23 protein-coding genes and 1 tRNA gene are annotated in these 26,573 nt (G+C 72.4%); 15 read left to right on the top strand and 9 right to left on the bottom strand.

Annotated elements, in window-relative coordinates; all coding sequences use genetic code 11:
• The first annotated feature begins 29 nt into the window (after window positions 1-29).
• The 5 genes from V6U88_RS05855 (at window position 30) to V6U88_RS05875 (ending at window position 5,625) form a co-directional block, all read left to right on the top strand.
• Window positions 30-1,412 carry an FAD-binding oxidoreductase gene (locus V6U88_RS05855; protein ID WP_334450505.1) on the top strand — a complete coding sequence of 461 codons (1,383 nt, stop codon included), beginning with the start codon at window positions 30-32 and terminating at the stop codon, window positions 1,410-1,412.
• 229 nt (window positions 1,413-1,641) lie between these two features.
• Complete coding sequence (gene pyk / locus V6U88_RS05860) at window positions 1,642-3,090, top strand: pyruvate kinase (RefSeq protein ID WP_334450506.1); 1,449 nt, start codon at window positions 1,642-1,644, stop codon at window positions 3,088-3,090.
• A complete protein-coding gene (locus V6U88_RS05865; protein WP_334450507.1) occupies window positions 3,087-3,971 on the top strand; it encodes an acyl-CoA thioesterase in 885 nt (294 codons plus the stop codon). Before pyk ends, V6U88_RS05865 begins: the two co-directional genes overlap by 4 nt.
• 57 nt (window positions 3,972-4,028) lie before the next feature.
• Window positions 4,029-4,499, top strand: a complete 471-nt coding sequence (locus V6U88_RS05870; RefSeq protein ID WP_334450508.1) for an RrF2 family transcriptional regulator — start codon at window positions 4,029-4,031, stop codon at window positions 4,497-4,499.
• Window positions 4,500-4,614: 115 nt separating this feature from the next.
• The gene (locus tag V6U88_RS05875) at window positions 4,615-5,625 is read left to right on the top strand and encodes a sulfite exporter TauE/SafE family protein (protein ID WP_334450509.1); all 1,011 of its coding nucleotides are present in this window, start codon (window positions 4,615-4,617) and stop codon (window positions 5,623-5,625) included.
• A 504-nt stretch (window positions 5,626-6,129) separates the two neighbouring features.
• Here V6U88_RS05875 and V6U88_RS05880 read toward each other — a convergent pair.
• Window positions 6,130-7,563 carry a pyridoxal-dependent decarboxylase gene (locus tag V6U88_RS05880; protein ID WP_334450511.1) on the bottom strand — a complete coding sequence of 478 codons (1,434 nt, stop codon included), beginning with the start codon at window positions 7,561-7,563 and terminating at the stop codon, window positions 6,130-6,132.
• Between the two features lie 314 nt (window positions 7,564-7,877).
• On the opposite strand from V6U88_RS05880, the gene V6U88_RS05885 reads away from it, so the two are divergent.
• On the top strand, window positions 7,878-10,034 hold the full coding sequence (locus tag V6U88_RS05885; protein WP_442934573.1) for a rhamnogalacturonan lyase family protein: 2,157 nt from the start codon (window positions 7,878-7,880) through the stop codon (window positions 10,032-10,034).
• Between the two features lie 177 nt (window positions 10,035-10,211).
• Here V6U88_RS05885 and V6U88_RS05890 read toward each other — a convergent pair whose 3' ends face one another.
• Window positions 10,212-11,207: an LLM class flavin-dependent oxidoreductase gene (locus V6U88_RS05890; RefSeq protein ID WP_334450513.1), complete on the bottom strand. Its 996-nt coding sequence runs from the start codon at window positions 11,205-11,207 to the stop codon at window positions 10,212-10,214.
• Between the two features lie 73 nt (window positions 11,208-11,280).
• Window positions 11,281-11,760, bottom strand: a complete 480-nt coding sequence (locus V6U88_RS05895) for an Lrp/AsnC family transcriptional regulator (protein WP_334450514.1) — start codon at window positions 11,758-11,760, stop codon at window positions 11,281-11,283.
• An 83-nt stretch (window positions 11,761-11,843) separates the two neighbouring features.
• On the opposite strand from V6U88_RS05895, the gene V6U88_RS05900 reads away from it, so the two are divergent.
• Window positions 11,844-13,019, top strand: coding sequence for a trans-sulfuration enzyme family protein (locus tag V6U88_RS05900; protein WP_334450516.1), 1,176 nt, complete (start codon window positions 11,844-11,846; stop codon window positions 13,017-13,019).
• Window positions 13,020-13,079: 60 nt separating this feature from the next.
• On the opposite strand, the gene V6U88_RS05905 is transcribed toward V6U88_RS05900, so the two are convergent.
• A complete protein-coding gene (locus V6U88_RS05905; protein WP_334450517.1) occupies window positions 13,080-13,829 on the bottom strand; it encodes a terminase gpP N-terminus-related DNA-binding protein in 750 nt (249 codons plus the stop codon).
• A 31-nt stretch (window positions 13,830-13,860) separates the two neighbouring features.
• Window positions 13,861-13,936, bottom strand: a tRNA-Leu gene (locus V6U88_RS05910).
• Window positions 13,937-14,030: 94 nt separating this feature from the next.
• On the opposite strand from V6U88_RS05910, the gene V6U88_RS05915 reads away from it, so the two are divergent.
• The 8 genes from V6U88_RS05915 to polA all read left to right on the top strand — a co-directional run bounded on the left by V6U88_RS05915 (window position 14,031) and on the right by polA (window position 23,969).
• Complete coding sequence (locus tag V6U88_RS05915; RefSeq protein ID WP_154943735.1) at window positions 14,031-14,651, top strand: ANTAR domain-containing response regulator; 621 nt, start codon at window positions 14,031-14,033, stop codon at window positions 14,649-14,651.
• A 53-nt stretch (window positions 14,652-14,704) separates the two neighbouring features.
• Window positions 14,705-15,898 (top strand): hypothetical protein, encoded by a 1,194-nt coding sequence (locus tag V6U88_RS05920; RefSeq protein WP_334450520.1) that lies wholly within the window; start codon window positions 14,705-14,707, stop codon window positions 15,896-15,898.
• 251 nt (window positions 15,899-16,149) lie between these two features.
• Window positions 16,150-17,298: a branched-chain amino acid ABC transporter substrate-binding protein gene (locus V6U88_RS05925; protein WP_334450522.1), complete on the top strand. Its 1,149-nt coding sequence runs from the start codon at window positions 16,150-16,152 to the stop codon at window positions 17,296-17,298.
• Between the two features lie 64 nt (window positions 17,299-17,362).
• Window positions 17,363-18,346: a branched-chain amino acid ABC transporter permease gene (locus V6U88_RS05930; RefSeq protein ID WP_334450524.1), complete on the top strand. Its 984-nt coding sequence runs from the start codon at window positions 17,363-17,365 to the stop codon at window positions 18,344-18,346.
• Window positions 18,343-19,500: a branched-chain amino acid ABC transporter permease gene (locus V6U88_RS05935; protein ID WP_334450526.1), complete on the top strand. Its 1,158-nt coding sequence runs from the start codon at window positions 18,343-18,345 to the stop codon at window positions 19,498-19,500. Before V6U88_RS05930 ends, V6U88_RS05935 begins: the two co-directional genes overlap by 4 nt.
• Window positions 19,493-20,434, top strand: coding sequence for an ABC transporter ATP-binding protein (locus V6U88_RS05940; protein ID WP_334450528.1), 942 nt, complete (start codon window positions 19,493-19,495; stop codon window positions 20,432-20,434). Before V6U88_RS05935 ends, V6U88_RS05940 begins: the two co-directional genes overlap by 8 nt.
• Entirely contained in the window at window positions 20,421-21,134 is a 714-nt protein-coding gene (locus V6U88_RS05945) for an ABC transporter ATP-binding protein (protein WP_334450530.1), read from the top strand. The genes V6U88_RS05940 and V6U88_RS05945 overlap by 14 nt, the downstream gene beginning before the upstream one ends.
• Window positions 21,135-21,269: 135 nt before the next feature.
• A complete protein-coding gene (gene polA / locus V6U88_RS05950) occupies window positions 21,270-23,969 on the top strand; it encodes a DNA polymerase I (RefSeq protein WP_334450532.1) in 2,700 nt (899 codons plus the stop codon).
• A 90-nt stretch (window positions 23,970-24,059) separates the two neighbouring features.
• Here polA and V6U88_RS05955 read toward each other — a convergent pair whose 3' ends face one another.
• The 4 genes from V6U88_RS05955 to V6U88_RS05970 form a co-directional block, all read right to left on the bottom strand.
• On the bottom strand, window positions 24,060-24,494 hold the full coding sequence (locus V6U88_RS05955) for a DUF3140 domain-containing protein (protein WP_334450534.1): 435 nt from the start codon (window positions 24,492-24,494) through the stop codon (window positions 24,060-24,062).
• On the bottom strand, window positions 24,481-24,699 hold the full coding sequence (locus V6U88_RS05960) for a DUF2945 domain-containing protein (RefSeq protein ID WP_334450535.1): 219 nt from the start codon (window positions 24,697-24,699) through the stop codon (window positions 24,481-24,483). The genes V6U88_RS05955 and V6U88_RS05960 overlap by 14 nt, the downstream gene beginning before the upstream one ends.
• A gap of 46 nt (window positions 24,700-24,745) precedes the next feature.
• The gene (locus V6U88_RS05965) at window positions 24,746-25,297 is read right to left on the bottom strand and encodes a Uma2 family endonuclease (RefSeq protein WP_334450537.1); all 552 of its coding nucleotides are present in this window, start codon (window positions 25,295-25,297) and stop codon (window positions 24,746-24,748) included.
• A 107-nt stretch (window positions 25,298-25,404) separates the two neighbouring features.
• Window positions 25,405-26,208: a class I SAM-dependent methyltransferase gene (locus V6U88_RS05970; protein ID WP_334450538.1), complete on the bottom strand. Its 804-nt coding sequence runs from the start codon at window positions 26,206-26,208 to the stop codon at window positions 25,405-25,407.
• Window positions 26,209-26,573: the final 365 nt, after the last annotated feature.

Genomic DNA, 26,573 nt, shown 5'->3' on the forward strand with positions numbered 1-26,573 from the left:
GCGCCGCCGGGCCGGGCCGAGGAGCCCCGATGACGGCCACCACCACCCCCGACCTCTCCCGCGCCGCCGCCGAGCTGCGTGAGCTGCTGGGCGACCGGCTGCTCCGGCCCGCCGACGCCGACTTCCCCGCCGCGATCCGGGTCTGGAACGGTGCGGTCGACCGCGCACCCGAGCTGGTCGCCCGGTGCCGCGACGCCGACGAGGTGGCCGGCGTGCTGCGGGTCGCCCGGCGCCACCGGGTGCCGCTCTCCGTCCGGGCCGGCGGCCACGACTGGGCCGGTCGGGCGCTGCGCGACGACGGCCTGGTGCTCGACCTGACCGGGATGCGCGACGTCGAGGTGGATCCGGCCGCCGCGACGGTCACCGTGGCCGGCGGCGCCACCGCCGGGGACGTGGTCGCGGCGCTGCGCCCGTACGACCTGGTGGTGGCGACCGGCGTGGTCCGGGCCGTGGGCATGGCCGGGCTCACCCTCGCCGGCGGGTACGGCCCGCTCTGCGGCCGGTACGGCCTGGCGCTGGACAACCTGCTCGCCGCCGAGGTGGTGCTCGCCGACGGTCGCCGGGTCACCGCCGACCCGGAGCACGACGCCGAGCATTTCTGGGCGCTGCGCGGCGGCGGTGGCAACTTCGGGGTGGTGACCCGGCTGACCTACCGGGCGCACCGGCTGCCCGCCGCCCTCGCCGGGATGGTCATGTTCGCCCTCGACGAGGCCGTCGACGTGCTGCGCGGTTACCGGGACCTGGTCGCCGACGCGCCGGACGAGCTGACCGTGATGGCCGGCTTCCTGCCCGGGCCGGCGGGCGAGCCGCTGGTCTTCGTCTGCCCCGTGCACAGCGGCGACGACCCGGCCGCCGGGCAGCGGTACGTCGAGCGCATCCGGGCGCTGGGCACCCCGCTGGTGGACCAGGTGGCGCCGCTGCCGTACGAGGACGTGCTGCGGATGTTCGACGACGGGATGGTCGACGGCAACCACTACCTGCTGCGGACCCGGTGGCTGCCCAGGCTCACCGACGACGCGGTGGCGGTGCTGGTCGACGCCGCCCGTCGGGTCGGCTCGCCGTACTCGGCGATCGCCCTGCACCACTTCCACGGCGCGGCGAGCCGGGTGGGCGCCGGCGACACCGCGTTCGGGCTGCGCGCCGACCACCTGCTGGCCGAGGTGATCGCGGTCTGGGCGCCGGGCGACGAGCCGGGGGCGCACCGCGAGTGGGCCGAGCGCACCAGCGCCGCGCTCGCCCCGCACGCCGTGCCGGGCGGCTATCCGAACCTGCTCGCCCCCGAGGAGACCGACCGGGTCCGGCTGGCGTACGGCGACAACTGGGCCCGGCTGCGCCGAGCCAAGCACCGGTACGATCCGACGGCGATCTTCTCCGCCGTACCCACGCTGCCGGCAACCACCGGCGGTGGGTGAGTGGCGCCGGAGTGGGCGCGCGGCGCGGGCGTGGGAGCGGCCCCGTCGGCGGGTGCGGGCGGGCGGTACGATTCCCGGCGCGCGGTCGCCGATGCCCGCCACTCACGACGTCCCCCGGCGCGGCTCCGCGCCCGCCGGCCACGCGCTCGCCGCGGCGCGTCGTTGGACAACTGTTCCGCAGTCCGAAAGGGGTCGGCCCGCAGGTCGACCCGGAGGAGAGACTAGCCTGATGGGCGTGACACGCCGCGCGAAGATCGTCTGCACTCTTGGCCCTGCCACCTCGTCCCCGGAGCGGATCCGGGGGCTCGTCGAGGCGGGCATGAACGTGGCCAGGCTCAACTTCAGCCACGGCAGTCACGCCGACCACGAGTCGGTGTACCGGCTGGTGCGGGAGGCGGCCGAGGCCGCCGGGCACCCGGTCGCCGTCCTCGCCGACCTCCAGGGCCCCAAGATCCGCCTCGGCAAGTTCGCCGACGGTCCGCACGAGTGGCGCACCGGCGACTCCGTGCTGATCACCGGCGACGACATCGTCGGCACCAAGGAGCGGGTCTCCTGCACCTACCGCAAGCTGCCGCAGGAGGTGAAGCCGGGCGACCGGCTGCTGATCGACGACGGCCGGGTCGCCGTCGAGGTCAGCGACGTCACCGGCAACGACATCCGGGTCCTGGTCACCGAGGGTGGGCCGGTCTCCAACAACAAGGGCGTCTCGTTGCCGAACGTGGCGGTCAGCGTCCCGGCCCTCTCCGAGAAGGACGCGGAGGACCTGCGCTTCGCCCTCGGCTTGGGCGTCGACATGATCGCGCTCTCCTTCGTCCGCTCCGCCGACGACATCAAGCTCGTGCACGCGATCATGGCCGAGGAGGGCGTGCACCGCCCGGTGCTGGCCAAGGTCGAGAAGCCCGAGGCGGTGGACCACCTCGAGGCCATCGTGCTGGCCTTCGACGGCATCATGGTCGCCCGCGGTGACCTGGGCGTCGAGCTCCCGCTGGACCAGGTGCCGCTGGTGCAGAAGCGCGCCGTGCAGCTCTGCCGGGAGAACGCCAAGCCGGTCATCGTGGCCACCCAGATGCTCGACTCCATGATCGAGAATTCCCGGCCGACCCGCGCCGAGGCCTCGGACGTCGCCAACGCGGTGCTCGACGGCGCGGACGCGGTGATGCTCTCCGGCGAAACCAGCGTCGGCAAGTACCCGGTGCTCACCGTCAGCACCATGGCGAAGATCGTCACCACCACCGAGTCCGGCTCGATCGGGGTGCCCCGGCTCCAGCACGACCCGCGCACCCACGGCGGGGCGCTCACCGTCGCCGCCTCCTCGATCGCCCGGGCCATCGGCGCCAAGGCGCTGGTCGCCTTCTCGCAGACCGGCGACACCGTCAAGCGGCTCTCCCGGCTGCACTGCGACCTGCCGCTGCTGGCCTTCACCCCGGTGCCCGAGGTGCGCAACCAGCTCGCGCTCTGCTGGGGCGTGGAGACCTTCCTGATGCCGTTCGTCGAGCACACCGACGACATGTTCCGCCAGGTCGACCAGGCGCTGCTCGGCCTCAACCGGGCCAACCCGGGCGACTACGTGGTGATCGTCGCCGGCTCGCCGCCCGGCACCCCCGGCTCCACCAACACCCTGCGGGTGCACCAGCTCGGCTCGCTGGTCGACGCCGCGTCCGCGCGGGCCCTGCAGTGACCGAGCACTTGGCGGCGACCGGCCAGGCCGCGGTCGACCAGCTGCTGGAGGTCCTCGACCTGGACCACACCGGCGAGATGACCTTCCGGGGGATGAGCCCGCCGGTCGGCCCGCAACGGGTGTACGGCGGCCAGGTCGCCGGGCAGGCCCTGGTCGCCGCCGGGCGCACCGTCGACCCGGAGCGTTTCGTGCACTCCCTGCACGGCTACTTCGTCCGGCCGGGCGACCCGGCCGAGCCGATCGAGTACCAGGTGGAGAACATCCGCGACGGCCGGTCCTTCTCGGTCCGCCGCTCGGTCGCCCTCCAGCACGACAAGCCGATCTTCTTCATGTCGGCCTCGTTCCAGCGGCAGGAGGAGGGGCTGGACCACCAGGCCCCCACCCCGCCGGACGTGCCCGGCCCGGACGACGTGCCCACCATGACCGACCGGCTCTCCCGCTACCCGGAGCGGCTCGGCATCTGGGGGCAGATCCCGCGCCCGATCGACGTGCGCTACGTCGGCGAGCCCGGCTGGGTACGCCCCGGCGACCGCCCGGCCGACCCGTACCAGCGGGTCTGGATGCGCATCGACGGCAAGCTGCCGGACGATCCGCTGCTGCACGCGTGCGCCCTCACGTACGCCTCCGACCTGACCCTGCTGGACTCGGTGCTCTCGGTGCACGGCGAGGTCTGGGGCCCCGGCGGCGTGGTCGGGGCGAGCCTCGACCACGCGCTGTGGTTCCACCGGTCGTTCCGGGCCGACGAGTGGTTCCTCTACGACTGCTGGAGCCCGTCCGCCTCCGGCGCCCGGGGGCTGGCCACCGGCCGGATGTTCACCACCGACGGCCGGCACATCGCCAGCGCCGTACAGGAGGGTCTGCTCCGCCGCGTCGGCGCGTGATCAAAAGGGTGAGGGGCGGCAGACCGGGCGGCTGACCAGCCGACTAGCCTTGCGGTCATGCGCCTCTCCGCCCGAGTCGACTACGCCCTCCGCGCGGCCGCCGAGCTGGCCTCGGTCGCCGGCGGCGCGAGTGTCGGGCGGCCCCGCCCGGTGACCGCCGAGCAGATCGCCCGGGCCCAGGAGATCCCGCCGAAGTTCCTGGAGAGCATCCTGCTCCAGCTACGCCGGGGCGGCATCGTGCACGCCCAGCGCGGGCCCGAGGGCGGCTACTGGCTGGCCCGGCCGGCCGCGGAGATCTCCCTGGCCGAGGTGATCCGGGTCATCGACGGGCCGCTGGCCCACGTGCGCGGGCAGCGCCCCGAGGAGCTGGGCTACCACGGCGCGGCCCGGTCCTTGCAGGAGGTCTGGATCGCGTTGCGGGCCAGCGAGCGGGAGATCCTGGAGCAGGTGAGCATCGCCGACGTGGCCGCCGGGGAGCTGCCGGGCCGGATCACCGAGCTGGCCGCCGACCCGCGCGCCTGGAGCTGAGCCCGAGCCGTCGCCGGGCCGTCCCACCCACCGATCGGGGGCTTGACCCCGCCCCCGTCGTGCCGCATTGTCGACCAAGTCGATAGGAGATGCCGAAAAGTTCGGAGGGGCGCGCGTGCGCAAGCTTCTGGTCCTCGCCCTGGTCGGGCTGGCTGCTCAGCTCGTCGACGGGGCGCTCGGCATGGCGTACGGGCTGACCTCGTCCACGCTGCTGCTCTTCGCCGGCATCGCCCCGGCCACCGCCTCCGCCTCGGTGCACCTGGCCGAGATCGGCACCACGCTCGCCGCCGGCGTCGCGCACTGGCGCTTCGGCAACGTCGACTGGCGGGTGGTCGCCCGGATCGCCGTGCCGGGCGCGCTCGGCGCCTTCGCCGGCGCCACCTTCCTCAGCGCCATCTCCACGGAGTCGGCCGCGCCGTGGATGGCGGGCATCCTCTTCGTGCTCGGCGCGTACCTGCTGGTCCGCTTCTCCCGGCCGCTGCGCCCCCGGGCCGGCGCCGGGGGGTTGCGTGGCCGGTTCCTCGGCCCGCTCGGCCTGGTCGCCGGCTTCGTCGACGCCACCGGCGGCGGGGGATGGGGCCCGGTCGCCACGCCCGCGCTGCTGGTCTCCGGCCGGCTGGAGCCGCGCAAGGTGATCGGCTCCGTAGACACCGCCGAGTTCGTGGTCGCCGGCGCGGCCAGCATCGGCTTCCTGATCGGCCTGGGCAGCCAGGGTTTCCTGCTGCCCACCGTGGCCGCGCTGCTGGTCGGCGGCCTGATCGCCGCGCCGGTCGCCGCCTGGCTGGTCCGCATCGTCCCGGCTCAACTGCTCGGCGCGACCATCGGCGGCGTGATCGTGCTGACCAACGCCCGCACCCTGATGCGCGCCGGCGGCACCGGCGGCGCGCTGCCGCCCGTGGTCTACGCGCTGCTCACGGCCGGCTGGCTGGTCGCACTGGCGCTGGCCGTGCGCGCGCTGCGCTGTACCCGCCGGGCCCGCGCCACCGCCGACGCCGTCCTCGCCCCGACCGGCGGCGCCGGGCCGGTGGGGGCCGCGAGGCCGACGCCGGCCGCGTCGGCGGTCCCCGGGTCGCCGGCCAGCGCGCCGGTCGAGGACCCGCCGCGGCTCGCCACGGCCGACCGCTGAACTGATCGGGTACGCCCACGGGCGCCCCTGCCCTCCTCCGCACCGACGGGGACCGGCCCGGCTGCGGCGAGCGGCGGGCCGCGATCGGAACGTGATCGACCGGGGACCGACCCGGGTGCGGCGTGCGGCGGGCCGCGATCGGAACGTGATCGACCGGGGACCGGCCCGGCTGCGGCGAGCGGCGGGCCACGATCGGGCCGTGACCGACAGGGACCGGCCTGGTTGCGATGACGGGGGGCCGCGATCGGGCCCGTGGGGCTGTGGGGCGCGGACACGCCGACCTATCGGACCCCTCTGCTTCACCCAGCGTCACCGTGCTGCGGGCGGATGCCCCCGAGAGCGATATACCTCAGAGGCATATTTATGCCCCTGAGGTATATCGCTCGTCGGGGAGAATGCCGCCGCCAGCCGCCAGCCGCCAGCCGCCAGCCGCCAGCCGCCAGCCGCCAGCCGCCAGCCGCCAGCCGCCAGCCGCCAGCCGCCAGCCGCCAGCTGTGGGAGGTGTCAGCCGGCGAGCACGTCGCTCGCCGCGGACGCCAGCAGCTGCCACGCCTCGTCCACGTGCTCCTTGGTGGTCAGCGGCGAGCCGACTGCCAGCCGCAGCGTGTACCGGCCGGCGACCCGGGTGTGCGTCAGGTGTACCCGCCCGGTGCCGTTGACCCGGGCCAGCAGCGCGGCGCTCGCCTCGTCGCCGGCCCGCAGCCGGAAGCAGACCAGCGAGAACGGGTGCGGCGCGGCGAGGGTGAACCGGTCGTCGGCCGCCACCCGGCCGGCGAACCGGTCGGCCAGGGCGATCCCGGTGCGGATGTGCGCCCGCAGCCCCTCGACGCCGTACCAGCGGAGCACGAACCAGAGCTTCAGCGCCCGGAAGCGCCGTCCCAGCGGCACCTGCCAGTCCCGGTAGTCGATCACCGCGCCGGACTCGGTGGCGGCGTTGCGCAGGAACTCCGGCATCACCGTCAACGCCTCGATCAGCTCGCCCCGGTCGGCCACCCAGAACGCGTCGCAGTCGAAGCCGGTGAGCAGCCACTTGTGCGGGTCGAAGCAGTACGAATCGGCATGCTCCAGCCCGGCGTGCGACCAGCGCAGCTCCGGGCAGACCGACGCCGCGCCCGCGTACGCGGCGTCAACGTGCAGCCAGACGCCGTACTCGGCGCAGATCGCCCCGATCTCCGGCAGCGGGTCGACGGCGGTGGTGGAGGTCGTCCCGATGGTGGCCACCACGATCGCCGGCACGACCCCGGCGGCCCGGTCGGCCTCGAGCGCCGCCCGCAGCGCCGCCGGGCGCATCGCCAGCGTCTCCGGGTCCACCTCGATCGGGCGCACCCCGTCCTCGCCCAGCCCGGCGATCCGCGCCGCCTTCTCGATCGACGAGTGCCCCTGGGTGGAGGTGTACGCCCGGTACCGGCGGTCGACGCCCACCGCGCGCCACCGGCCCCCGCTCGCCCGGTGCAGCGCGCCCAGGGTGGCGACCAGCGTGGCCGAGGAGGCCGAATCCTGGATCACCCCGCCGCCGCGGCCGGTGGAGCGGAACCGGTCCGGCAGGTCCATGATCCCGGCGAGCCAGTCCAGCATCACCGTCTCCAGCTCGGTGCAGGCCGGGCCGGTGGCCCAGAGCATGCCCTGCACGCCGAGGCCGGAGCTGACCAGGTCGCCGAGCACGCTGGGGCCGGAGGTGTTGGCCGGGAAGTAGCCGAAGAACCCGGGGTGCTGCCAGTGGGTCAGCCGGGGCGTGATCAGGGTGTCCAGGTCGGCGAGCACGTTCTGGATCGGCTCGCCGTGCTCGGGCGGGTTCGCGGGCAGCGCCGCCGCCACGGCGCCGGGCGGGTCCTGCGAGGTCACCGGTCGCTTCCCCAGCGTCGTCCAGTAGTCGGCGATCCAGTCCACCACCGCGTACCCGGCTCGGCGGAACTCCTCCGGGTCCATGTGCTCAGCCATCCGACGAGTCGACCAAACCGATGCCGTGCGGGCAAGAGTGCCGGTCACCGCGCAACCCGTTGCGTGCGGGAAAGCGTTGTCCTAGCATCCGGGGTGCGCGGAGCCGACACGCGGACGTCGATGGATGTCCGATCACCGCCGCCAGCGCGGCGGACGCTTCCCGCCGGCCCTGGGCGAGCCGTCGGGCCCGACGCGTCCCCGCGCGCCCGACCTCTGCGGAGGCATGCCCCGTGTATTTCACCCCGTCACGACGCCGTACCGCGCTGCTCGCCGCCGCCGCGGCCGGCACCCTCCTCGCCGGCTCCCTCACCACCATGGCCGCCTCCGCCGCCGCGGCGGGCTGCCGGGTCGACTACCGGATCACCAACCAGTGGGGCGGCGGCTTCGGCGCCGACGTCACCGTCACCAACCTCGGCGACCCGGTCAACGGCTGGACCCTGACCTGGTCGTACGCGGCCGGGCAGCGGGTCACTCAGGCGTGGAACGCCACCGTCACCCAGTCCGGCGCCCAGGTCACCGCCCGCGACGCCGGGTACAACGCCGCCATCGGTACCGGCGGCACCGCCAACTTCGGCTTCAACGCCTCCTGGAACGACGCCAGCAACCCCGCGCCGGCCGCCTTCGCGCTCAACGGGACCACCTGCACCGGCGCGACCGCACCCACCACCACCGCGCCACCGCCGACCACCCCACCCTCGACCACCCCACCCCCGACCACCCCGCCGGCCGGGGCGAAGCAGATGGAGAGGCTCGACCGGGGACTCGTCAGCGTCCGGTCCGGGACCGGCAACCTGGTCTCCTGGCGGCTGCTCGGCACCGAGACCTCCGGCGTGTCGTTCAACCTCTACCGGGGCGCGACCCGGGTCAACGGCACCCCGATCACCGGCGCCACCAGCTACCTCGACGGCGGGGCGGCGGCCGGCGCGTCGTACACGGTGCGGGCCGTGGTGAACGGCGCCGAGCAGGCGGCGTCGGCGCCGGCCCTCCAGTTCGCCGCCGGTCACCTCGACGTGCCGATCCAGCCGCCGCCCGGCGGCACCACCGGGGAGGCGTACAGCTACGCGGCCAACGACGCCAGCGTCGGCGACCTCGACGGCGACGGCCGCTACGAGTTCGTGCTCAAGTGGGACCCGACCAACGCCAAGGACAACTCGCAGTCCGGCTACACCGGCACCGTCTACGTCGACGCGTACACCCTCACCGGCACCCGGCTGTGGCGCATCGACCTGGGCCGCAACATCCGCGCCGGCGCCCACTACACCCAGTTCCAGGTGTACGACTACGACGGCGACGGCCGCGCCGAGGTCGCCATGAAGACCGCCGACGGCACCCGCTCCGGCACCGGCCAGGTGATCGGCTCGGCCGGCGCCGACCACCGCAACTCCGGCGGCTACGTGCTCAGCGGACCCGAGTACCTGACCATGTTCGACGGTCGCACCGGCGCGGCCCTGTCCACGGTCAACTACGACCCGCCGCGCGGCACCGTCTCCTCCTGGGGCGACTCGTACGGCAACCGGGTCGACCGGTTCCTCGCCGCCACCGCGTACCTCGACGGGCAGCGCCCCTCGCTGGTCATGGCCCGCGGCTACTACACCCGCGCGGTGCTGGCCGCCTGGGACTTCCGCAACGGCACGCTGACCCGGCGGTGGACCTTCGACTCCAACGCCCCGGGCAACGGCGCCGCCGCCGGGCAGGGCAACCACAACCTGTCGGTGGCCGACGTGGACGCCGACGGTCGCCAGGAGATCGTGTACGGCGCGGCGGCCATCGACGACAACGGCCGGCTGCTCTGGTCGACCGGCAACGGCCACGGCGACGCCCTGCACGTCGGGGACCTCGACCCGGCCCGGCCGGGCCTGGAGGTGTTCAAGGTCGACGAGGACGGCAGCAAGCCCGGTTCCTGGTTCGCCGACGCCCGCACCGGGCAGGTGCTCTGGCAGACCGCACCGGCCGGCGACAACGGCCGGGGCGTCTCCGCCGACGTCTGGGCCGGCAGCCCCGGCGCGGAATCCTGGTCGTCGGCCGTCGACGGGCTGCTCGACACCCGGGGGCGCAGCGTCGGGCGCAAGCCGTCCTCGGCGAACTTCCTCGTCTGGTGGGACGGCGACCCCGTGCGTGAGCTGCTGGACCGCACGTACGTGAACAAGTACGGCACCGGCGGCGACGCCCGGCTGCTCACCGGCAGCGGCGTCACCTCGGTCAACGGCACCAAGGCCACCCCGTCGATCTCCGCCGACCTGCTGGGCGACTGGCGTGAGGAGATCGTCTGGCCGACCACCGACAACCGGGCGCTGCGGATCTACAGCACGCCCACGCCGACCGGCCTGCGCCTGCCCACCCTGATGCACGACCCGCAGTACCGGGTCTCGGTGGCCTGGCAGAACACCGCCTACAACCAGCCGCCGCACACCGGGTTCTTCATCGGCGACGGCATGGGCACCCCGCCCACGCCGAACATCTACCTGCGCTGAGCGCGTCTCGCCCGGTAGGCACCGGGTCGCCAGTCGCGGAATCCGCACCACTGGCGACCCGGTGCTCCACACCGCAGCACCCCCGACCCGTCCCGACCGGGTGTGCCGTACCACCACCGGTGATTAAGTTAGGCGCGCCGCGCGACGGTGGGGTGACGTGGGTATGAAGAGCGTGTTTCAGGCATTCCGGCTGAGCCCGCCAACCACCTCGCCGGCGACCAGTTCAAAGGAGCGCACCCGGTCGGCCACGTCGTACACCATCGTGGTGATCATCAATTCGTCCGCGTCGGTGCGGGCGAGCAGGTCGCCGAGCTGCCGGCGGACCGTCTCCGGCGAACCCATCGCCTGCCCGTCGCGGCGCTGCCGCACGAACTCGCGCTCGAACTCGTTGTACGGGTACGCCGCCGCCTCCTCGGGGCTGGCGAGCGGCTCCGGCCGCCCCGAGCGCAGCTTCAGGAACGACAGCGCGCCCGGCCCGGCCAACCACTCGGCCCGCTCGTCGGTCTCCGCGCAGACCACGTTGACCGCCACCATCGCGTACGGCTCGTCCAGCCAGCGCGACGGGCGGAAGTTCTCCCGGTACAGCTGCAACGCCGGCAGGGTGTTCTGCGCGCTGAAGTGGTGCGCGAACGAGAACGGCAACCCGAGCAGCCCGGCCAGCCGGGCGCTGAACCCGCTGGACCCGAGCAGCCAGACCGCGGGGGACTGGCCGAGCCCCGGGGTGGCGGTGATCTGCCCCGGCTCGTCCCCGCTGAAGTAGTTCATCAGGTCCGCCAGCTCGCGGGGGAAACCCTCCGCCGACAGCCCCTCCATCGTGCGGCGCAACGCCAGCGCGGTCACCTGGTCTGTGCCGGGCGCGCGGCCGATGCCCAGGTCGATCCGGCCCGGGTGCAGCGCCTCCAGGGTGCCGAACTGCTCGGCCACCACCAGCGGGGCGTGGTTGGGCAGCATCACCCCGCCGGAGCCCAGCCGGATGGTGGCGGTGTGCGCCGCCAGGTGGGCCAGCAGCACCGCCGGTGCGGAGCTGGCGATCGCCGGCATGTTGTGGTGCTCGGCCACCCAGAACCGCCGGTAGCCCAGCTCCTCGGCCCTGCGGGCCAGCTCGGTGGTGGCCCGCAGGGCCGCCCCGGCGGACGCGCCCCGGGCCACGGGCGCAAGGTCGAGAACAGACATCGGTACGTCGATCACGCATGTGATCAACTCGGCGCCCGCCGGAATTGTTCCCCTCTCCGGGTACGGGTGATCGTCAGCCCATGCCACGTGCCTGCTCGAAGATCAGGCTGGTCTGGGTGTGCTGCACCGCCGGGTCCACGGCCAGGTGGTCCAGCACGAAGTCCCGCAGCGCGTCCCCGGACGCCGCCCGCACGTGCAGCACGTAGTCCTCCGCGCCGGCCACGTGGAACACCGACACCACCCCGGGCAGCCGTACCGAGCGGGCCCGGAAGGCGTCCACCGCGGGCCGCTCGTGCGCGGTCAGCCGGACCGACACCAACGCCTGCAACGGCAACCCCACCGCAGCCGGATCGACCTCGGCGTGGAAACCCCGGATCGCCCCGCAGTCACGCAGCGCCCGGGTGCGGGTCAGACAGGTCGAGGGCGCGACGCCCACCCGCTCGGCGAGGGCGTTGTTCGGCAACCGGCCGTCGGCGGCCAACTCGGTCAGGATCGCTCGGTCGACGTCGTCCAGCGCGGCGAAAGGCCGCACATCATTCGGCGCAGAGGGCATGTGAGCATCCTTCCGCGAATGCTGCGACAACGAAAGAGCCCTACGCAGAATAATCTTCGAATCTATTGCCCTACGTCGGCTCTTTGTTCGACGCTTCCGGCATGACGACGGTGGACACCCGGGCCGTGCACGCCGGCCGCGACGACCTTGCAGGCCTCGGCGTCCACGTGCCGCCGATCGACCTCTCCACCACCAACCCGCTGCCCTCGGTCGAGGGCGGGGGAGACGCGTACGAGCTGCTCGCCACCGGCGGCACGCTCCCGGACGGCGCCAGCGCCGTCTACCAGCGGCTGTGGAACCCGACCGTGGCGCGCTTCGAGACCGCCCTCGCCGAGCTGGAGGGCACCGCCGCGGCCGTCGCCTTCGCCAGCGGCATGGCCGCCCTGACCGCCGCGCTGCTCGCCGCCACCCGCGACGGCAAGCGGCACGTCGTCGCCGTCCGCCCCCTCTACGGCGGCACCGACCACGTGCTCGCCACCGGGCTGCTCGGCACCGAGGTCACCTGGGCCCGACCCGACGAGGTCGCCGCCGCCGTCCGCCCCGACACCGCCCTGGTGATCGTCGAGACGCCCGCCAACCCCACCCTCGACCTGGTCGACATCGCCGCGCTCGCCACCGCCGCCGGCGACGTCCCGCTGCTGGTCGACAACACCGTCGCCACGCCGGTGCTCCAGCAGCCCGCCCGGCACGGCGCCGCCCTCGTGCTGCACAGCGCCACCAAGAGCATCGGCGGCCACGGCGACGTGCTCGCCGGCGTCGTCGCCTGCGACGCCGACTGGGCCGCCCGGCTGCGCCAGGTGCGCGCCGTCACCGGGGCCGTGCTTCACCCGCTCGGCGCGTACCTGCTGCACCGGGGCCTGCAGACCCTGCCGCTGCGGGTCCGCGCCCAGCAGGCCGGCGCGGAGAAGCTCGCCGCCTGGCTCGCCGGGCACCCGGCCGTCGTCCGGGTGCACCACCCCTCGGTCCACGACCCGGCCGGCCTGGTCGGCCGCCAGATGGCCGGCACCGGCAGCCTGCTCGCCTTCGAGGTACGCGGCGGCGCGCCCGCGGCCGCCGCGGTCGCCGGCTCCTGCGAGCTGATCACGCACGCGGTGTCGCTCGGCGGGGTGGACACCCTGATCCAGCACCCGGCGTCGCTCACCCACCGGCCGGTCGAGGGGGACGCCAAGCCGGGCGGCGGACTGCTGCGGATCTCCGTCGGGCTGGAGGACCCGGAGGACCTGCGCGCCGACCTGGAGCGGGCCCTCGGGATGATTTGACCGGCGCCTGCCGCGCGCCGCGCTCGGCGCACATGCGGTGAGTCTGACGTCTCCTCGGGCTCATGACTTCGGGCCCACGTGCCGGTCGAGAGCCGCGACCGCCTCTCGTCGGGCGACGGAGAGGGAGTTGCGGCGGTTCATCTTCCAGGCGATGCCGAGCAGATCGAGGGCCCACTGGCAGAGGCCCATGATGTCGGCCGACTCGTTGGTGAACATGTAGCGCGGGTAGACGTATCGCTTGCCGCGCACGGTGACCCCGTTGCTGGCCCGGCAGCCGTCGGAGTGGAAGAGGCCCCGCAGGAAGTCACCGGGGTGACCCTCGACGATCTGGCGCTGCCAGTCGGCCAGGACGATCGGCCGTTCGTGCTTCTTGCCCGGGCCGTGCTGCGGAAACAGGCATGGCCAGTGCACGCCGTAGCTCTGCAGGGTGACACAACCCTGCCTCTGCACCCGTTGAACCGAACCCGCCAGCACCTCCCGCATCGCCTTCTCGCAGAGCGTGATCAGGTCTGGCCAGGCATCGGCGCAGTAGATCCGCAGCACCGGCACACGGGCTGTGGTCACCAGGTGACCATCACCGAGATAGAGGCCGAGGAGGTATGCGTAGGCGGCGGGCTTTGTCGGATTGTCGACGTCGGTCCGACAGCGGAAGCAGCGCGCCTGCGTGCCGTGCCACTTCGGTTCGCACCGATCTTTGCACCAGTGGCGAACGGTCGGATATGGCAGGCCGAACTGGCGAGCGACCTCGGCGACCGTGCTGCCGGCCAAATACTGCTGACGGGCGCGGGAGCGGATCTCAAGGGAATGCACGGGACTATCTTCGAACGTCCGTACGACAATCTGGTGCCCCCGGTGGGACTCGAACCCACACTGTCGGAGGTTTGAGCTCCGTCTCTCTTCCGTTGGAGTACAGGGGCGTTCCGTGATCCGGCCTTAACAGACTACCCATTACGCTAAGGGCGGCGACACCCGGCACGGCGGGTGTCGAGCACAGACTGGTGGGAGTGGCTCGTGGCCGAGACGCAGACGGATGCCGAGCGCAGGCGCGTACTGATCGCCGAGGACGAGGCGCTCATCCGACTGGACCTGGCCGAGATGCTGGTCGAGGAGGGCTATGAGGTCGTCGGCGAGGCCGGTGACGGTGAGACCGCCGTCCGGCTGGCCGAGGAGCTCAAGCCGGACCTGGTCATCCTCGACATCAAGATGCCGATCATGGACGGGCTGGCCGCCGCCGAGCGGATCGCCGGCGCCCGGATCGCTCCCGTGATCATCCTGACCGCGTTCAGCCAGCGCGACCTGGTGGAGCGGGCCCGGGCGGCGGGCGCGATGGCGTACCTGGTCAAGCCCTTCCAGAAGAGCGACCTGGTGCCGGCGGTGGAGATCGCGCTGTCGCGCTACTCCGAGATCGCCGCCCTGGAGTCGGAGGTCGCCGGCCTCACCGACCGGCTGGAGATCCGCAAGACCGTCGAGCGGGCCAAGGGCGCGCTGATGACCACGTACGGCATGACCGAGCCGCAGGCGTTCAAGTGGATCCAGCGCACGGCGATGGACCACCGGATGACCATGAAGGAGGTCGCCGAGCGGATCCTCGCGGAGACCGCCGGCGGCGAGGTCGCCCAGCCGACCGCCTGACCCGCCGGGCCCGGCGGGTCCCGGAAACCATCGGCGGTGGTTAGCATCGACGCGTGTCCACTCGGCGCGTGCTCGCGGTGCTCGGCGTACTCGCCGTGTTGCTGGCCGCCTGTGATCCGGCGCCCGCACCGCGCCGCGCCGAGGACCCGGTCCGCCCGGCGTGGCAGCCGCTGACCCTGCCCGCGCCGCCCGGTCCGCCGGGCCGCGCGCTGTTGCGGGACGCGACCGCCTGCGCCGGCCGGTGGTACGCCGTGGGCGGCGTCGCCGACGCCGCCGGCGGGACCCGCCCCGCCGCCTGGACCAGCCGGGACGGTACGAGCTGGACGGTCGTGCCGATCGCCGCGGATTCCTTCTACGGCAGGCAGAACGTGCTCTACTCGGCCGGCTGCCGCGACGGCGCGCTGGCGGCGATCGGGGCGAAGGTCGGCGGCGCGCACGGCTACCCCCGCGTGAGCACCTGGCGGCAGCGCCCCGACGGCGGGCTGGTCGAGGTGTCGGCCTCGTTCGAGACGTACGGCGGGCCGACGGCGGTGAATGTGTCCCGCCTGACGGGCGGCCCGGCGGGCTGGTTGATCGTCGGCAACCGGTCCAGTGGCGCGGCGGCCTGGGTGTCGCCGGACGCGGCGGACTTCGCGCTGGTGGAGGGCGCGCCGGAGCTGGCCAGCGACGGGCGGGGAGTCAGCTGGGCGTTCGACGCGGTGGGCGTACCCGAGGGGTGGTTGGCGGTGGGTGGGGTGCTGCCCGCCGGTCGGATCGACCGGGACCCGATGGCCTGGTCGTCGCGGGACGGCCGCACCTGGTCGCGGACGGCGCTGCCCGGCACGGACCGTTACGAGGAGTTGCAACGGGTGGTCCTGGTCGACGGTGTCGCGGTGGCGCTCGGGCTGCTCGGGCAGTCGTTCGGGGTGTGGCGGCGTGACGGCGCAGGCTGGGCCGCGGTGGGTGGCTTCGGTGGCGCGGTGGCGTCGCCGGCCGCCGGTGCCCGCTCCGGGGTGCCGGCGGTGGACGGGCTGGTGGCCGCCGGCGGGCGGTTGGTCGCGACGGTCTCCGACGGCGCGTCCCGTTCGGTGTGGATCTCCATCGACCTGGGTACCTCCTGGCGGGGCGTTGACCTGCCCTTTCCGGTGCCGGCCGGCGCGGACCGGGACGTGGCGGTGGTGGCGGTGGGGGAGCGGCTCTGGCTCTTCGGCGACGACGGCGTCCGCTCCGCGGCCTGGTCGGCCCCGATGCCCGCCGTCCCGCAATGAGGGCATACCTGGGGCTTAAGGACCGCTCAGGGAACGGCCTGTTACGGCGTCCGTATCTATCGCGCACGTCTTCGTAACGGTTTGGCAGACCCCGCCCCAAGCCCTTCCTCGACCGTATGAGTGTCGGTACGCTCCGCCATCACGAGCCGTAACGCAGGGGCGTCCCTGCCGGGTGGGGTGGTGGTGCGGGCTGTGCTGTCGCCGTCCTCTCGGTGCAGTCGCCTTCTGCTTCTGGAGGAGGTCAGGAAGCCGTGAGGCGTAGCTATGTACGGGTGCTCGGAGCCGCCGCGATCGCTGCGGCGATGGTCGGCGCCGCGGGTTGCCAGGACTCGGGCGGTGGCGGAAGCGCCGCGTCGGGCGACTGCGGTGGCAAGATCGCTATCTTCGGCGCGTTCACCGGTGACAACGCGGGCCTGGTGATTCCGTCGCTGAACGGCGCGAAGCTCGCCGTCAAGCAGTTCAACGAGAAGAACAAGGACTGCAAGGTCACCCTGCAGGAGTTCGACACCCAGGGCGACCCTGCGGTGGCGACCCCGTTCGCGAACCAGATCGCCGGTGACAATTCGTTCCTCGGCGTCATCGGTGGTCACTTCTCCGGCGAGTCCGACGCCACCATGCCGATCTACCAGGCCGGCGGCCTGGCCATGGTGAGCCCGTCGGCGACCCGGACCGACCTGACCCAGAAGGGCAACAAGTCCTTCTTCCGGGTGGTCGGCAACGACGGCACCCAGGCGGGCGCCGTGGCGACCTACCTCAAGGCGCAGAACGCGGCGAAGGTCTTCGCCATCGACGACGGCAGCGCCTACGGCGCGGGCATCACCGCCGAGCTGGGCAAGAACCTCGGCGCGACGCTGGCCGGCACCGACAAGATCCAGGAGAAGCAGTCGCAGTTCGACGCGACCATCTCCAAGATCAAGGCGGCGCAGGCGGACTACGTCTTCTACGGCGGTTACACCCGTGAGGCGGCCCCGCTGGTCAAGCAGATGCGCGCGGCCGGTGTCCAGGCCAAGTTCGTCGGCCCGGACGGTCTGTACGACCCGGCGTTCCCGCAGGGCGCGTCGGGTGGCGCCGAGGGCGCCATCATCACCTGCCCCTGCCTCCCGGCCGACAAGGCCGGCGGCACCTTCTCGGCGGACTACCAGAAGGAGTACGGCCAGGCGCCGGGCTCCTACGGCGCGGAGGGCTTCGACGCCGCCCAGATCTACCTGGACGCGTTCAAGGACGGCAAGAAGAGCCGGGCCGACATCCTCGCCTACGTGAAGTCCTACGACAAGCAGGGCGTGTCGAAGTACATCAAGTTCGACGACAAGGGTGACGTCGACCCGACGAAGGTCGTCATCTGGGCGTACCAGATCAAGGGCACGGAGATCGCTGCCCTGCAGGAGCTCAAGCTCAGCTGACGACACGGCACTGGAGTGCGGCCGGGGTCTTCTCCCCGGCCGCACTCGATGCAAGGAGACCCCGGTGAATTTCGACGAACTCTTCGGCCACCTCGGCCAGCACACCGTCGACGGGTTGTCCAAGGGGGCGATCTACGCCCTGATCGCCCTGGGCTACACCCTCGTCTACGGCGTGCTGCGTCTGATCAACTTCGCCCACTCCGAGGTCTTCATGGTCGGCACCTTCGCGGTGCTGGGCGTGTGGACCGCCTTCGGCGTGGAAAATAACCCCCCGGCCGGCCAGGCCATCCTCTTCCTGGTGCTCGGCCTGATCGCCGCGGCGGTCGCCTCGGGCGGCACGGCCCTGGCGATCGAGCGGATCGCCTACCGTCCGCTGCGGCGCAAGAACGCGCCGCCGCTGATCTTCCTGATCACCGCGATCGGCCTCTCCCTGGTGCTGGTCGAGGTCTTCGGCCTGCTCCTGCCCGACGTGGCCGGCGGCGCGCTGCCGTCGCTGTTCGGCCGGGCCCGGCAGATCGTCGGCATGCCGACGATCATCAACCAGGAGACCCTGTTCCAGATCGGCGGCACGTCGATCACCAACATCCAGGTGATCGTGTTCGTCTCGGCCGTGGTGATGATGGCGCTGCTGGACTGGTTCATCAACCGCACCCGGTACGGCCGGGGCGTGCGGGCGGTGGCGCAGAACCCGGAGACGGCCGCGCTGATGGGCGTCAACCAGGAGCGCGTGATCATGCTGATCTTCGTGCTGGGCGGCATCATGGCCGGCGCGGCCGCGCTGCTGTGGAGCATGCGCTTCGGCTTCACGCAGAACAGCATCGGCTTCGTGCTCGGCCTCAAGGCGTTCACGGCCGCGGTCCTCGGCGGTATCGGCAACCTGCGGGGTGCGCTGGTGGGTGGTCTGTTCCTCGGCATCGTCGAGGTCTACGGCGCCACGCTCTTCGCCTCCAACTGGGAGGACGTCATCGCCTTCGTAGTGCTGATCGTGGTGCTGATGTTCCGCCCGACCGGCCTGTTGGGTGAGTCGCTCGGGAGGGCCCGCGCATGATCGACAAGATCCGGACCGCAGATCGCCGTCGGGTCAGCCTGCTGACCTCCGTCGGTGACCGATTCAGGGCGCTGCCGAAGTGGCAGCGGGGCCTGGCGCTCCTGGCCCTGGTGGCGTTCCTGTACTACCTGCCGCTGCTCGGTATCCCCGGCCTGACCTGGCTGCGGACCGACTCGATCGCCGGTGGCAACAACTGGGCCGGCGTGCTCTTCGTCTGCGCCATCTACGTGCTGGTCGCGATCGGTCTGAACGTGGTGGTCGGCCTGGCCGGCCTGCTGGACCTCGGCTACATCGGCTTCTTCGCCATCGGGGCGTACAGTGTCGCGCTCTTCGGCTCGGTCAACTCGCCGGTGGTGAAGTGGATCCAGCGGGAGTTCGACCTGCCGGAGACCTGGGCGGTGACGTGGGCGATCTGCCTGTTCATCGCGATCGTCCTCACGCTGATCTCCGGCGTGCTGCTGGGCTGGCCGACGCTGCGGCTGCGCGGTGACTACCTGGCGATCGTGACGCTGGGCTTCGGCGAGATCATCCGAATCGTCGCCCGCAACTCCAACGGCCTGACCAACGGTCCGCAGGGCATCTCCGCGATCCCGGGGCCGGAGGGTCCGCCGTCGGCGGAAAACCAGGTCTTCGGCCTGATCGACGCGAAGCCCTGGTACTGGCTGGCCATCACGGCGGTGCTGTTGATGGTCTTCGCCGTGCGCCGGCTGGAGCACAGCCGGGTCGGCCGGGCCTGGCTCGCCGTGCGCGAGGACGAGGACGCCGCCGCGGTGATGGGGGTCTACCCGTTCAAGTTCAAGCTCTGGGCGTTCGCCATCGGCGCGGCGCTCGGCGGCCTGTCCGGGTTCCTCTTCGCCAGCCGTAACGCGTTCATCGACCCGACCCAGTTCAACGTGAACCTGTCGATCCTCTTCGTCGCCATGGTCGTGGTCGGCGGCTCGGGGAACATGGTGGGAGTGTCGCTCGGAGCGGTGCTGCTCGCCTACCTGCCCGAGCGGTTCCGGGAAATCGCCGACTACCGTTGGCTGGCCTTCGGTCTGGCCATGGTGCTGGTCATGATCCTGCGTCCGCAGGGCCTGATCCCCAGCCGACGGCGGACCCGGGAACTGAAGGATCGCGCGGCGGAAGCAGAGGAGGCGCCCGCTCATGTCTGACGAGACCACCGGCACCGTGGCGCCGAAGATCCCGACCCAGCCGGGGCCTCGCCCTGTGCTGCTCGAGGTGGACGACGTCACGCTGCGGTTCGGCGGCGTGGTCGCCCTCGACAAGATCAATTTTCAGATCCACGAGGGTGAGATCCTGGGACTGATCGGGCCGAACGGCGCGGGCAAGACCACCAGCTTCAACGTGATGACCGGGGTGTACAAGCCGACCTCCGGGGCGGTCCGGTTCCGCGGTGAGCGGGTCACCGGCCGCAAGCCCCACCAGATCAGCAGGATGGGCATCTCCCGGACGTTCCAGAACATCCGGCTCTTCCCGGAGATGACCGCGCTGGAGAACGTCATCGTCGGGACGGACTCCCGGCACAAGACCAGCGTGCCGGGGGCGCTGTTCCGGCTCTACCGGGTCCGGCCCAAGCCGGAGGAGCTGCCGCAGGTCACCGCCGAGTCCGGGATCGTCCGGACCTGGCAGCAGGTGCGCCGGGCGTGCGCGAAGACCTTCGGGTTGTCGCGGCACATCCTGGAGGAGCGGGCCGCCGAGGCCAAGGCGCTGGAGCTGCTGCGCTTCGTCGGCATCGCCGACCGGGCCAACGACGCGGCACGCAACCTGCCGTACGGGTACCAGCGTCGACTGGAGATCGCCCGGGCGCTGGCCACCGAGCCGAAGCTGATCTGCCTGGACGAGCCGGCCGCCGGCTTCAACCCGGCCGAGAAGGAAGAGCTGCTCACTCTGATCCGGAAGATCCGCGACAAGGGGCTGACCGTGCTGCTCATCGAGCACGACATGCGCCTGGTCATGGGCGTCACCGACCGGATCGTGGTGCTGGAGTTCGGCCGCAAGATCGCCGAAGGGGCGCCCGCCGAGGTCAGTCGGAACCCGAAGGTGATCGCCGCATACCTGGGGGAGTCCGCCGATGACGCTGCTTGAGCTCGACAACGTGACGGTGTCGTACGGGCGCATCGAGGCCCTGCACGGCATCAGCCTGACCGTCAACGAGGGCGAGGTGGTGGCCCTGATCGGCGCGAACGGCGCCGGCAAGACCACCACCATGCGGGCCATCTCCGGGACCCGGGCGCTCGCCGGCGGCCGGATCACCTTCAACGGTGAGGACATCAGCAAGCTCCGGGCCGACCTGCGGGTGGTCCGGGGGCTGTGCCAGTCCCCCGAGGGCCGGCAGATCTTCCCCGGCATGACCGTGATGGAGAACCTGGACATGGGGGCGTACACCCGGCGGGACTCCGCCGGCATCGCCGCCGACCTGGACCGGGTGCTGACCCTCTTCCCGCGGTTGGCCGAACGGCGCAAGCAGGCCGGCGGCACGCTCTCCGGCGGCGAGCAGCAGATGCTCGCCGTCGGCCGGGCGCTGATGAGCCGGCCGAAGCTGCTGCTGCTCGACGAGCCGTCGATGGGCCTGGCCCCGATGGTCATCCGGCAGATCTTCGACATCATCACGGAGATCAACCAGCAGGGCACCACGATCCTGCTGGTGGAGCAGAACGCGCAGCAGGCGCTCTCCCGGGCCCACCGGGGTTACGTGCTGGAGACCGGCCGGATCGTGAAGGAGGGGTCCGGTCAGGACCTGCTCACCGACCCGGCGGTCAAGGAGGCGTACCTCGGCGTCGCCTGAGGCGTCGTACCGTCGGCGGCCGTCCGTCCCCTCGCGGGGCGGGCGGCCGTCCGGCGTTCGCCCGGATGTCGGTTTTCGCCGACGGCGCGGTGCCGCCGGCGGGGGTTGTCGGCGGTACGGACTAGAGTCGCTGCCGTGACAGCTACGACGCCGCGCCTGCTCCTCGTCGACGGACACTCCCTGGCATACCGGGCCTTCTTCGCTCTGCCGGTGGAAAACTTCTCCACCACGACCGGGCAGCCGACCAACGCGGTCTACGGCTTCACCTCGATGCTGATCAACGTGCTCCGCGACGAGCAGCCCACCCACATCGTCGTCGCCTTCGACGTCTCCCGCCGCTCCTTCCGCACCGACAAGTACGCGGAGTACAAGGCCGGCCGCAGCGAGACCCCGTCGGACTTCAAGGGCCAGGTCAGCCTGGTCAAGGAGGTGCTGGCGGCGCTGCGCATCCCGGTGGTGGAGAAGGAGGGCTACGAGGCCGACGACGTCATCGCCACCCTCGCCTGCCAGGCCCGGGACCAGGGCATGTCGGTGCTGATCAGCACCGGTGACCGGGACGCGTTCCAGCTCGTCGGTAACCAGATCACCGTGCTCTACCCGCGCAAGGGCGTCTCCGACCTGGCCCGGATGGACCCGGCGGCGATCGAGGCGAAGTACGGCGTCGCTCCGCAGCGCTACCGCGACCTGGCCGCCCTGGTCGGTGAGACCAGCGACAACCTGCCCGGCATCCCGGGCGTCGGCCCGAAGACCGCGGCCAAGTGGATCAACACCTACGGCGGGGTCGAGGGCGTCATCGCCCGGGCCGACGAGATCAAGGGCAAGGCCGGCGACAGCCTGCGCGAGCGGCTGGCCGACGTGATCCGCAACTACGAGATCAACTGCCTGGTCTCCGACCTGGAGCTGCCGGTCCGTCCCGAGGACGCCCGTTGGCAGGGCTGGGACCGGGAGGCCGTGCACCAGGTCTTCGACACCCTCCAGTTCCGCATCCTGCGCGACCGGCTCTACCAGTACCTGGAGGCCGTCGAGCCGGAGGCCGAGGCCGGGTTCGACCTGGCCGGCGAGGTGCTGACCGAGCCGGGGGCGCTGGCCGGCTGGCTGGAGACGCACGCCCCGGCCGGCACCCCGGTGGGGCTGGCGGTCAAGCTCGACACCGGCCCCAACCGCCGGCACACCGCCTCGGTGACCGGCCTCGCGCTGGCCACCGCCGGCGGGGCGGCCGCCTGGTGCGACCCGGCCCGGCTGGAGCCGGCCGACGAGGCGGCGCTGGGCGGCTGGCTGGCCGACGCCGCGCGCCCCAAGGTTTTGCACGACAGCAAGCCCGCGGTGCTCGCGCTGGGCGCGCACGGCTGGTCGCTGGAGGGCATCGCCCGCGACACCCAGATCGCCGCCTACCTGGCCCGCCCCGACCAGCGCTCCTACGACCTGACCGACCTGGCCCTGCGGTACCTGCACCGCGAGCTGCGGGTCGACGCCCCGGAGACCGGTCAGCTCACCCTCGACGGGCTGGGCAACGACGGCGAGGCTGAGCAGAACCTCATGCTCCAGGCCCGGGCCACCCTCGACCTGGCCGACGCGATCGACGCCGAGCTGTCCCGCGACGGCGAGCAGTCCGCCCGGCTGATGGCCGGGGTGGAGCTGCCGCTGATGCGGGTGCTCGCCGGCATGGAGCGGGTCGGCATCGCCGCCGACACGCAGTACCTGTCGGAGCTGGAGGCGCACTTCGCGGCCGAGGTGAAGGCCGCGGCGCAGGGCGCGTACGAGGCGGTGGGCCGGGAGTTCAACCTCGGCTCGCCCAAGCAGCTGCAGGAGATCCTCTTCGGCGAGCTGGGCCTGCCCAAGACCAAGAAGATCAAGACCGGCTACACCACCGACGCCGACGCGCTCCAGTGGCTCTACGCGCAGAACCCGCACCCGGTGCTGGAGCACCTGCTGCGCCACCGCGACGTCGCCAAGCTCAAGTCGACCGTGGACGGCCTGCTCAAGTCCGTCTCCGACGACGGCCGCATCCACACCACCTTCAACCAGACGGTGGCGGCCACCGGCCGGCTCTCGTCCACCGAGCCCAACCTGCAGAACATCCCCATCCGCACGGAGGAGGGGCGGCGGATCCGCCGGGCCTTCGTGGTGGGGGAGGGCTACGAGTGCCTGCTCACCGCCGACTACAGCCAGATCGAGATGCGGATCATGGCGCACCTGTCGTCGGACGACGCGCTGATCGAGGCGTTCAACTCCGGCCACGACTTCCACGCCGCCACCGCCTCGTCGGTCTTCGCCGTGCCGGTCGCCGAGGTCACCGCGGACCAGCGTCGCAAGATCAAGGCGATGAACTACGGCCTGGCGTACGGGCTGAGCGCGTTCGGCCTCTCCCAGCAGCTCGGGATCAGCGCCGAGGAGTCGCGCGGGCTGATGGAGAACTACTTCGCCGGCTTCGGCGGGATCCGCGACTACCTGCACGAGGTGGTCGCCCGGGCCCGGCAGGACGGCTACACCTCCACCATCCTGGGCCGCCGGCGATACCTGCCCGACCTGGGCAGCGACAACCGGCAGCGCCGGGAGATCGCCGAGCGGATGGCGCTCAACGCCCCGATCCAGGGTTCCGCCGCCGACATCATCAAGGTCGCCATGTTGCACGTCGACACCGCGCTGCGCGACGCCGGCCTGCGCTCCCGGATGCTGCTCCAGGTGCACGACGAGCTGGTCTTCGAGGTGGCCCCGGGCGAGCGGGAGGAGCTGGAGGCGCTGGTGCGCCGGGAGATGGGTGCGGCGTACCCGCTGTCGGTGCCGCTGGAGGTGTCCGTCGGCGAGGGGCGGGACTGGAACAGCGCCGACCACTGACGGGTCAGGGCCGGGCCGGGTCCGCCGGGCCGCGGGGCAGCGCCTCGCGGCCTCGGGAGCCCGGCTCCGGTCGTCGCACAGGGGCGCGAGTCAGCGTCCGGGTCCCCGGCGCTCCTTCGGCGGTGTGCCGTGCCGTTCGAGGGCCCGCCGGGACGGGCCGCCCGGGGGCGGAAGCGGACCCTTGAGGGGGTCGTGGCCCCAGTTCATCAGGGACCAGCGCCACTTGGTGTCGCGGACGTCGCCGGAGGGGCGCTGGGCCATGTGCCGGCGGACGTACCCGACCACCTTGCGCATGTGCTTGTAGTCGCCCTCCGAGAGTTCGCCGCGCTTACGGCGCAGCAGATCGATGATCCTCCGGCCGGACTCGTGACCGACCGACTCGCCGCCCCCGGAACGACCGCCCTTGTGCCAGCCCACCTGCTTGGACTCGTCGGTCTGCAGCCAGCTCGACAGCTCACCGGGCTTCATGTTCACCGCCTCGGTGAACTCCCGGTAGGTGTCCTGCCCGTCATCAACTCGACTCATGGCGCAGCACCTCCGGTCGGTGGGCGGCGTCCCGGCCTGAGTGGTCGTTGCGGATCCGGTACTGCGGGTCCTCCGGCGACGCGTTCACGGTGCGCCCCCGCACGTGCGTCCGCTCGGTGATCTTCTCCTTGACCACGCCGTACGCCCGACCGCTGTGACTGGCCCAGGAGACGTGGTCGCCCGTCTGGAACTCCTTCTCGGCCATGCCCGCCGGGTACCCGCCGTCGATGCACCGAAACGACGCCCGCGGGCTATGGGGTGATCTCGGCGACCGGGAGCTTGATCTCGAACGGCTCGGTCAGTTCGATCAGCTCGGCGCTGTCGGCCATCAGCTCGTACTGCCGCTCGCCGCCGGGGCCGACCCGGTCGCCAATCCGGTACGCGTAGACGTGCACCGGGTCCTGCTCGATGCGCCAGTAGAAAGGGATGCCGGCGGCGGCGTACTCGCCCGGTTTGGCGAACCGGTCGACCCGCCGGGTGCCAGGCGAGACGATCTCCACCGCGAGCACGACGTCGGAGGGCCGGAGCCGGAACCGGTCGGCCGGCACCTCGGCGCGGTACAGCAGCACATCCGGCTGGCGGCTGGTGTTGGGGCTCAGCCCGACTCCGACCGCCTGGGCGACGCGCAGGCGGGCCGGAACCCGGGAGTGGAGCCACAGTCGCAGCAGGAACGAGATGTCCTGATGGCCCAGGGTCGGGGAGGGTGTCACCTGGATTACTCCGTCGACGAGTTCGACGCGGGGGGCGTCGTCCGGGAGGGCGAGCAGGTCCTCCAGCGTGTAGTCGGCACGCTGCTGCCGCATCGGATCCGGACACCAGGGGCCAGGTGATGTCGGGATGGGCTCGGCGCTCATGGGGGGAGCCTAGCGCCGCGGCGGGGGACAGGGCCCGCACCAGGAGTGCGACGGGCTCATGCCGCGGGTTTCTCGGTGACGAAGATGGCGGTGCCGGGGAAGAGCCGGCCGCGCAGCGGGCTCCACTGCCCCCAGATCCCCTCGTGTCCCTCCGGCCACTCCGGCTCGACCAGGTCGACCAGGCGGAACCCCGCCCCGACCAGTTCCCGGACCCGGTCGCCCAGGGTGCGGTGCTGCTCGACGTAGGTGGCGACGCCGCGCTCGTCCTGCTCGACGTAGGGCGAGCGGTCGAAGTACGAGTGCACGGCGGTGAGGCCGCCCTCGCCCGGGTCGTCGAGGAAGATCCAGCGCATCGGGTGGGTCACCGAGAACACCCACCGGCCGCCCGGGCGCAGCACCCGGGCCACCTCGGCCATCAGCGCGGCCGAGTCCTCGACGAAGGGGATCGCGCCGAAGGCGGTGCAGGCGATGTCGAACGCCCCGTCGGCGAAGGGCAGCGCCAGCGCGTCGGCCTGCACCAGCGGTACGCGTACCCCGGTGGTGGCGGCGGCCTGCGCGGCGTGCCGCAGCATGCCGGCGGAGAGGTCGAACGCGACCGGGCGGGCGCCCTGGGTGGCCAGCCAGCGCGCGCACGCCGCGGCACCGCAGCCGACCTCCAGGACGCGGCGGCCGGCGACCTCGCCGAGGAGGCGGGCGTCGGACTCGCGCAGGCCCTCCGGGCACCAGACGAAGTCGACGTCGCCGAGGAACCCGCCGTGCTCGGCCTGGTAGTCGTCGGCGTCGGTGTCCCACCAGCCCCGGTTGGCCCGGCGGGTCTCCGCGTCGCCGACCCGCCGTCGGGTCACCCTGTCGTCGTCCACCCGCTCACGCTAGGCCCTGCCGTGGCCGCCGCCGACGGCGACCGGCCCGGCGCGCGGGACCGAGGGGACGGGGTCGGCGCGCGCACGCGGCGGTGCGCTACCTTCTCTGCCCGTGGGGCGGGTGTGACAAGGGAGACAGTCGAGACGCTTTGACACCGAAATCTCCCGTTTCGCAGCTGACGAGGTCGCGAGGACACGGGAGGCCTTGCACGCTGTGGTAATGCAGCGGGTAGGCTAGACGATGCGCTCGCGGATCGTGTGCCTCGGCAGGGAGCAGGTGCGCGGTCACCGGAGCCACTAATGATCTTCACTTCGATCGTTCGGTGTGCCCGGAGGCGGATCCGCTGGCGCGAAATGGTCACCGC

The sequence above is a fragment of the Micromonospora sp. CPCC 205739 genome (assembly GCF_036906795.1).
In the GTDB taxonomy this organism is placed as follows: domain Bacteria; phylum Actinomycetota; class Actinomycetes; order Mycobacteriales; family Micromonosporaceae; genus Micromonospora.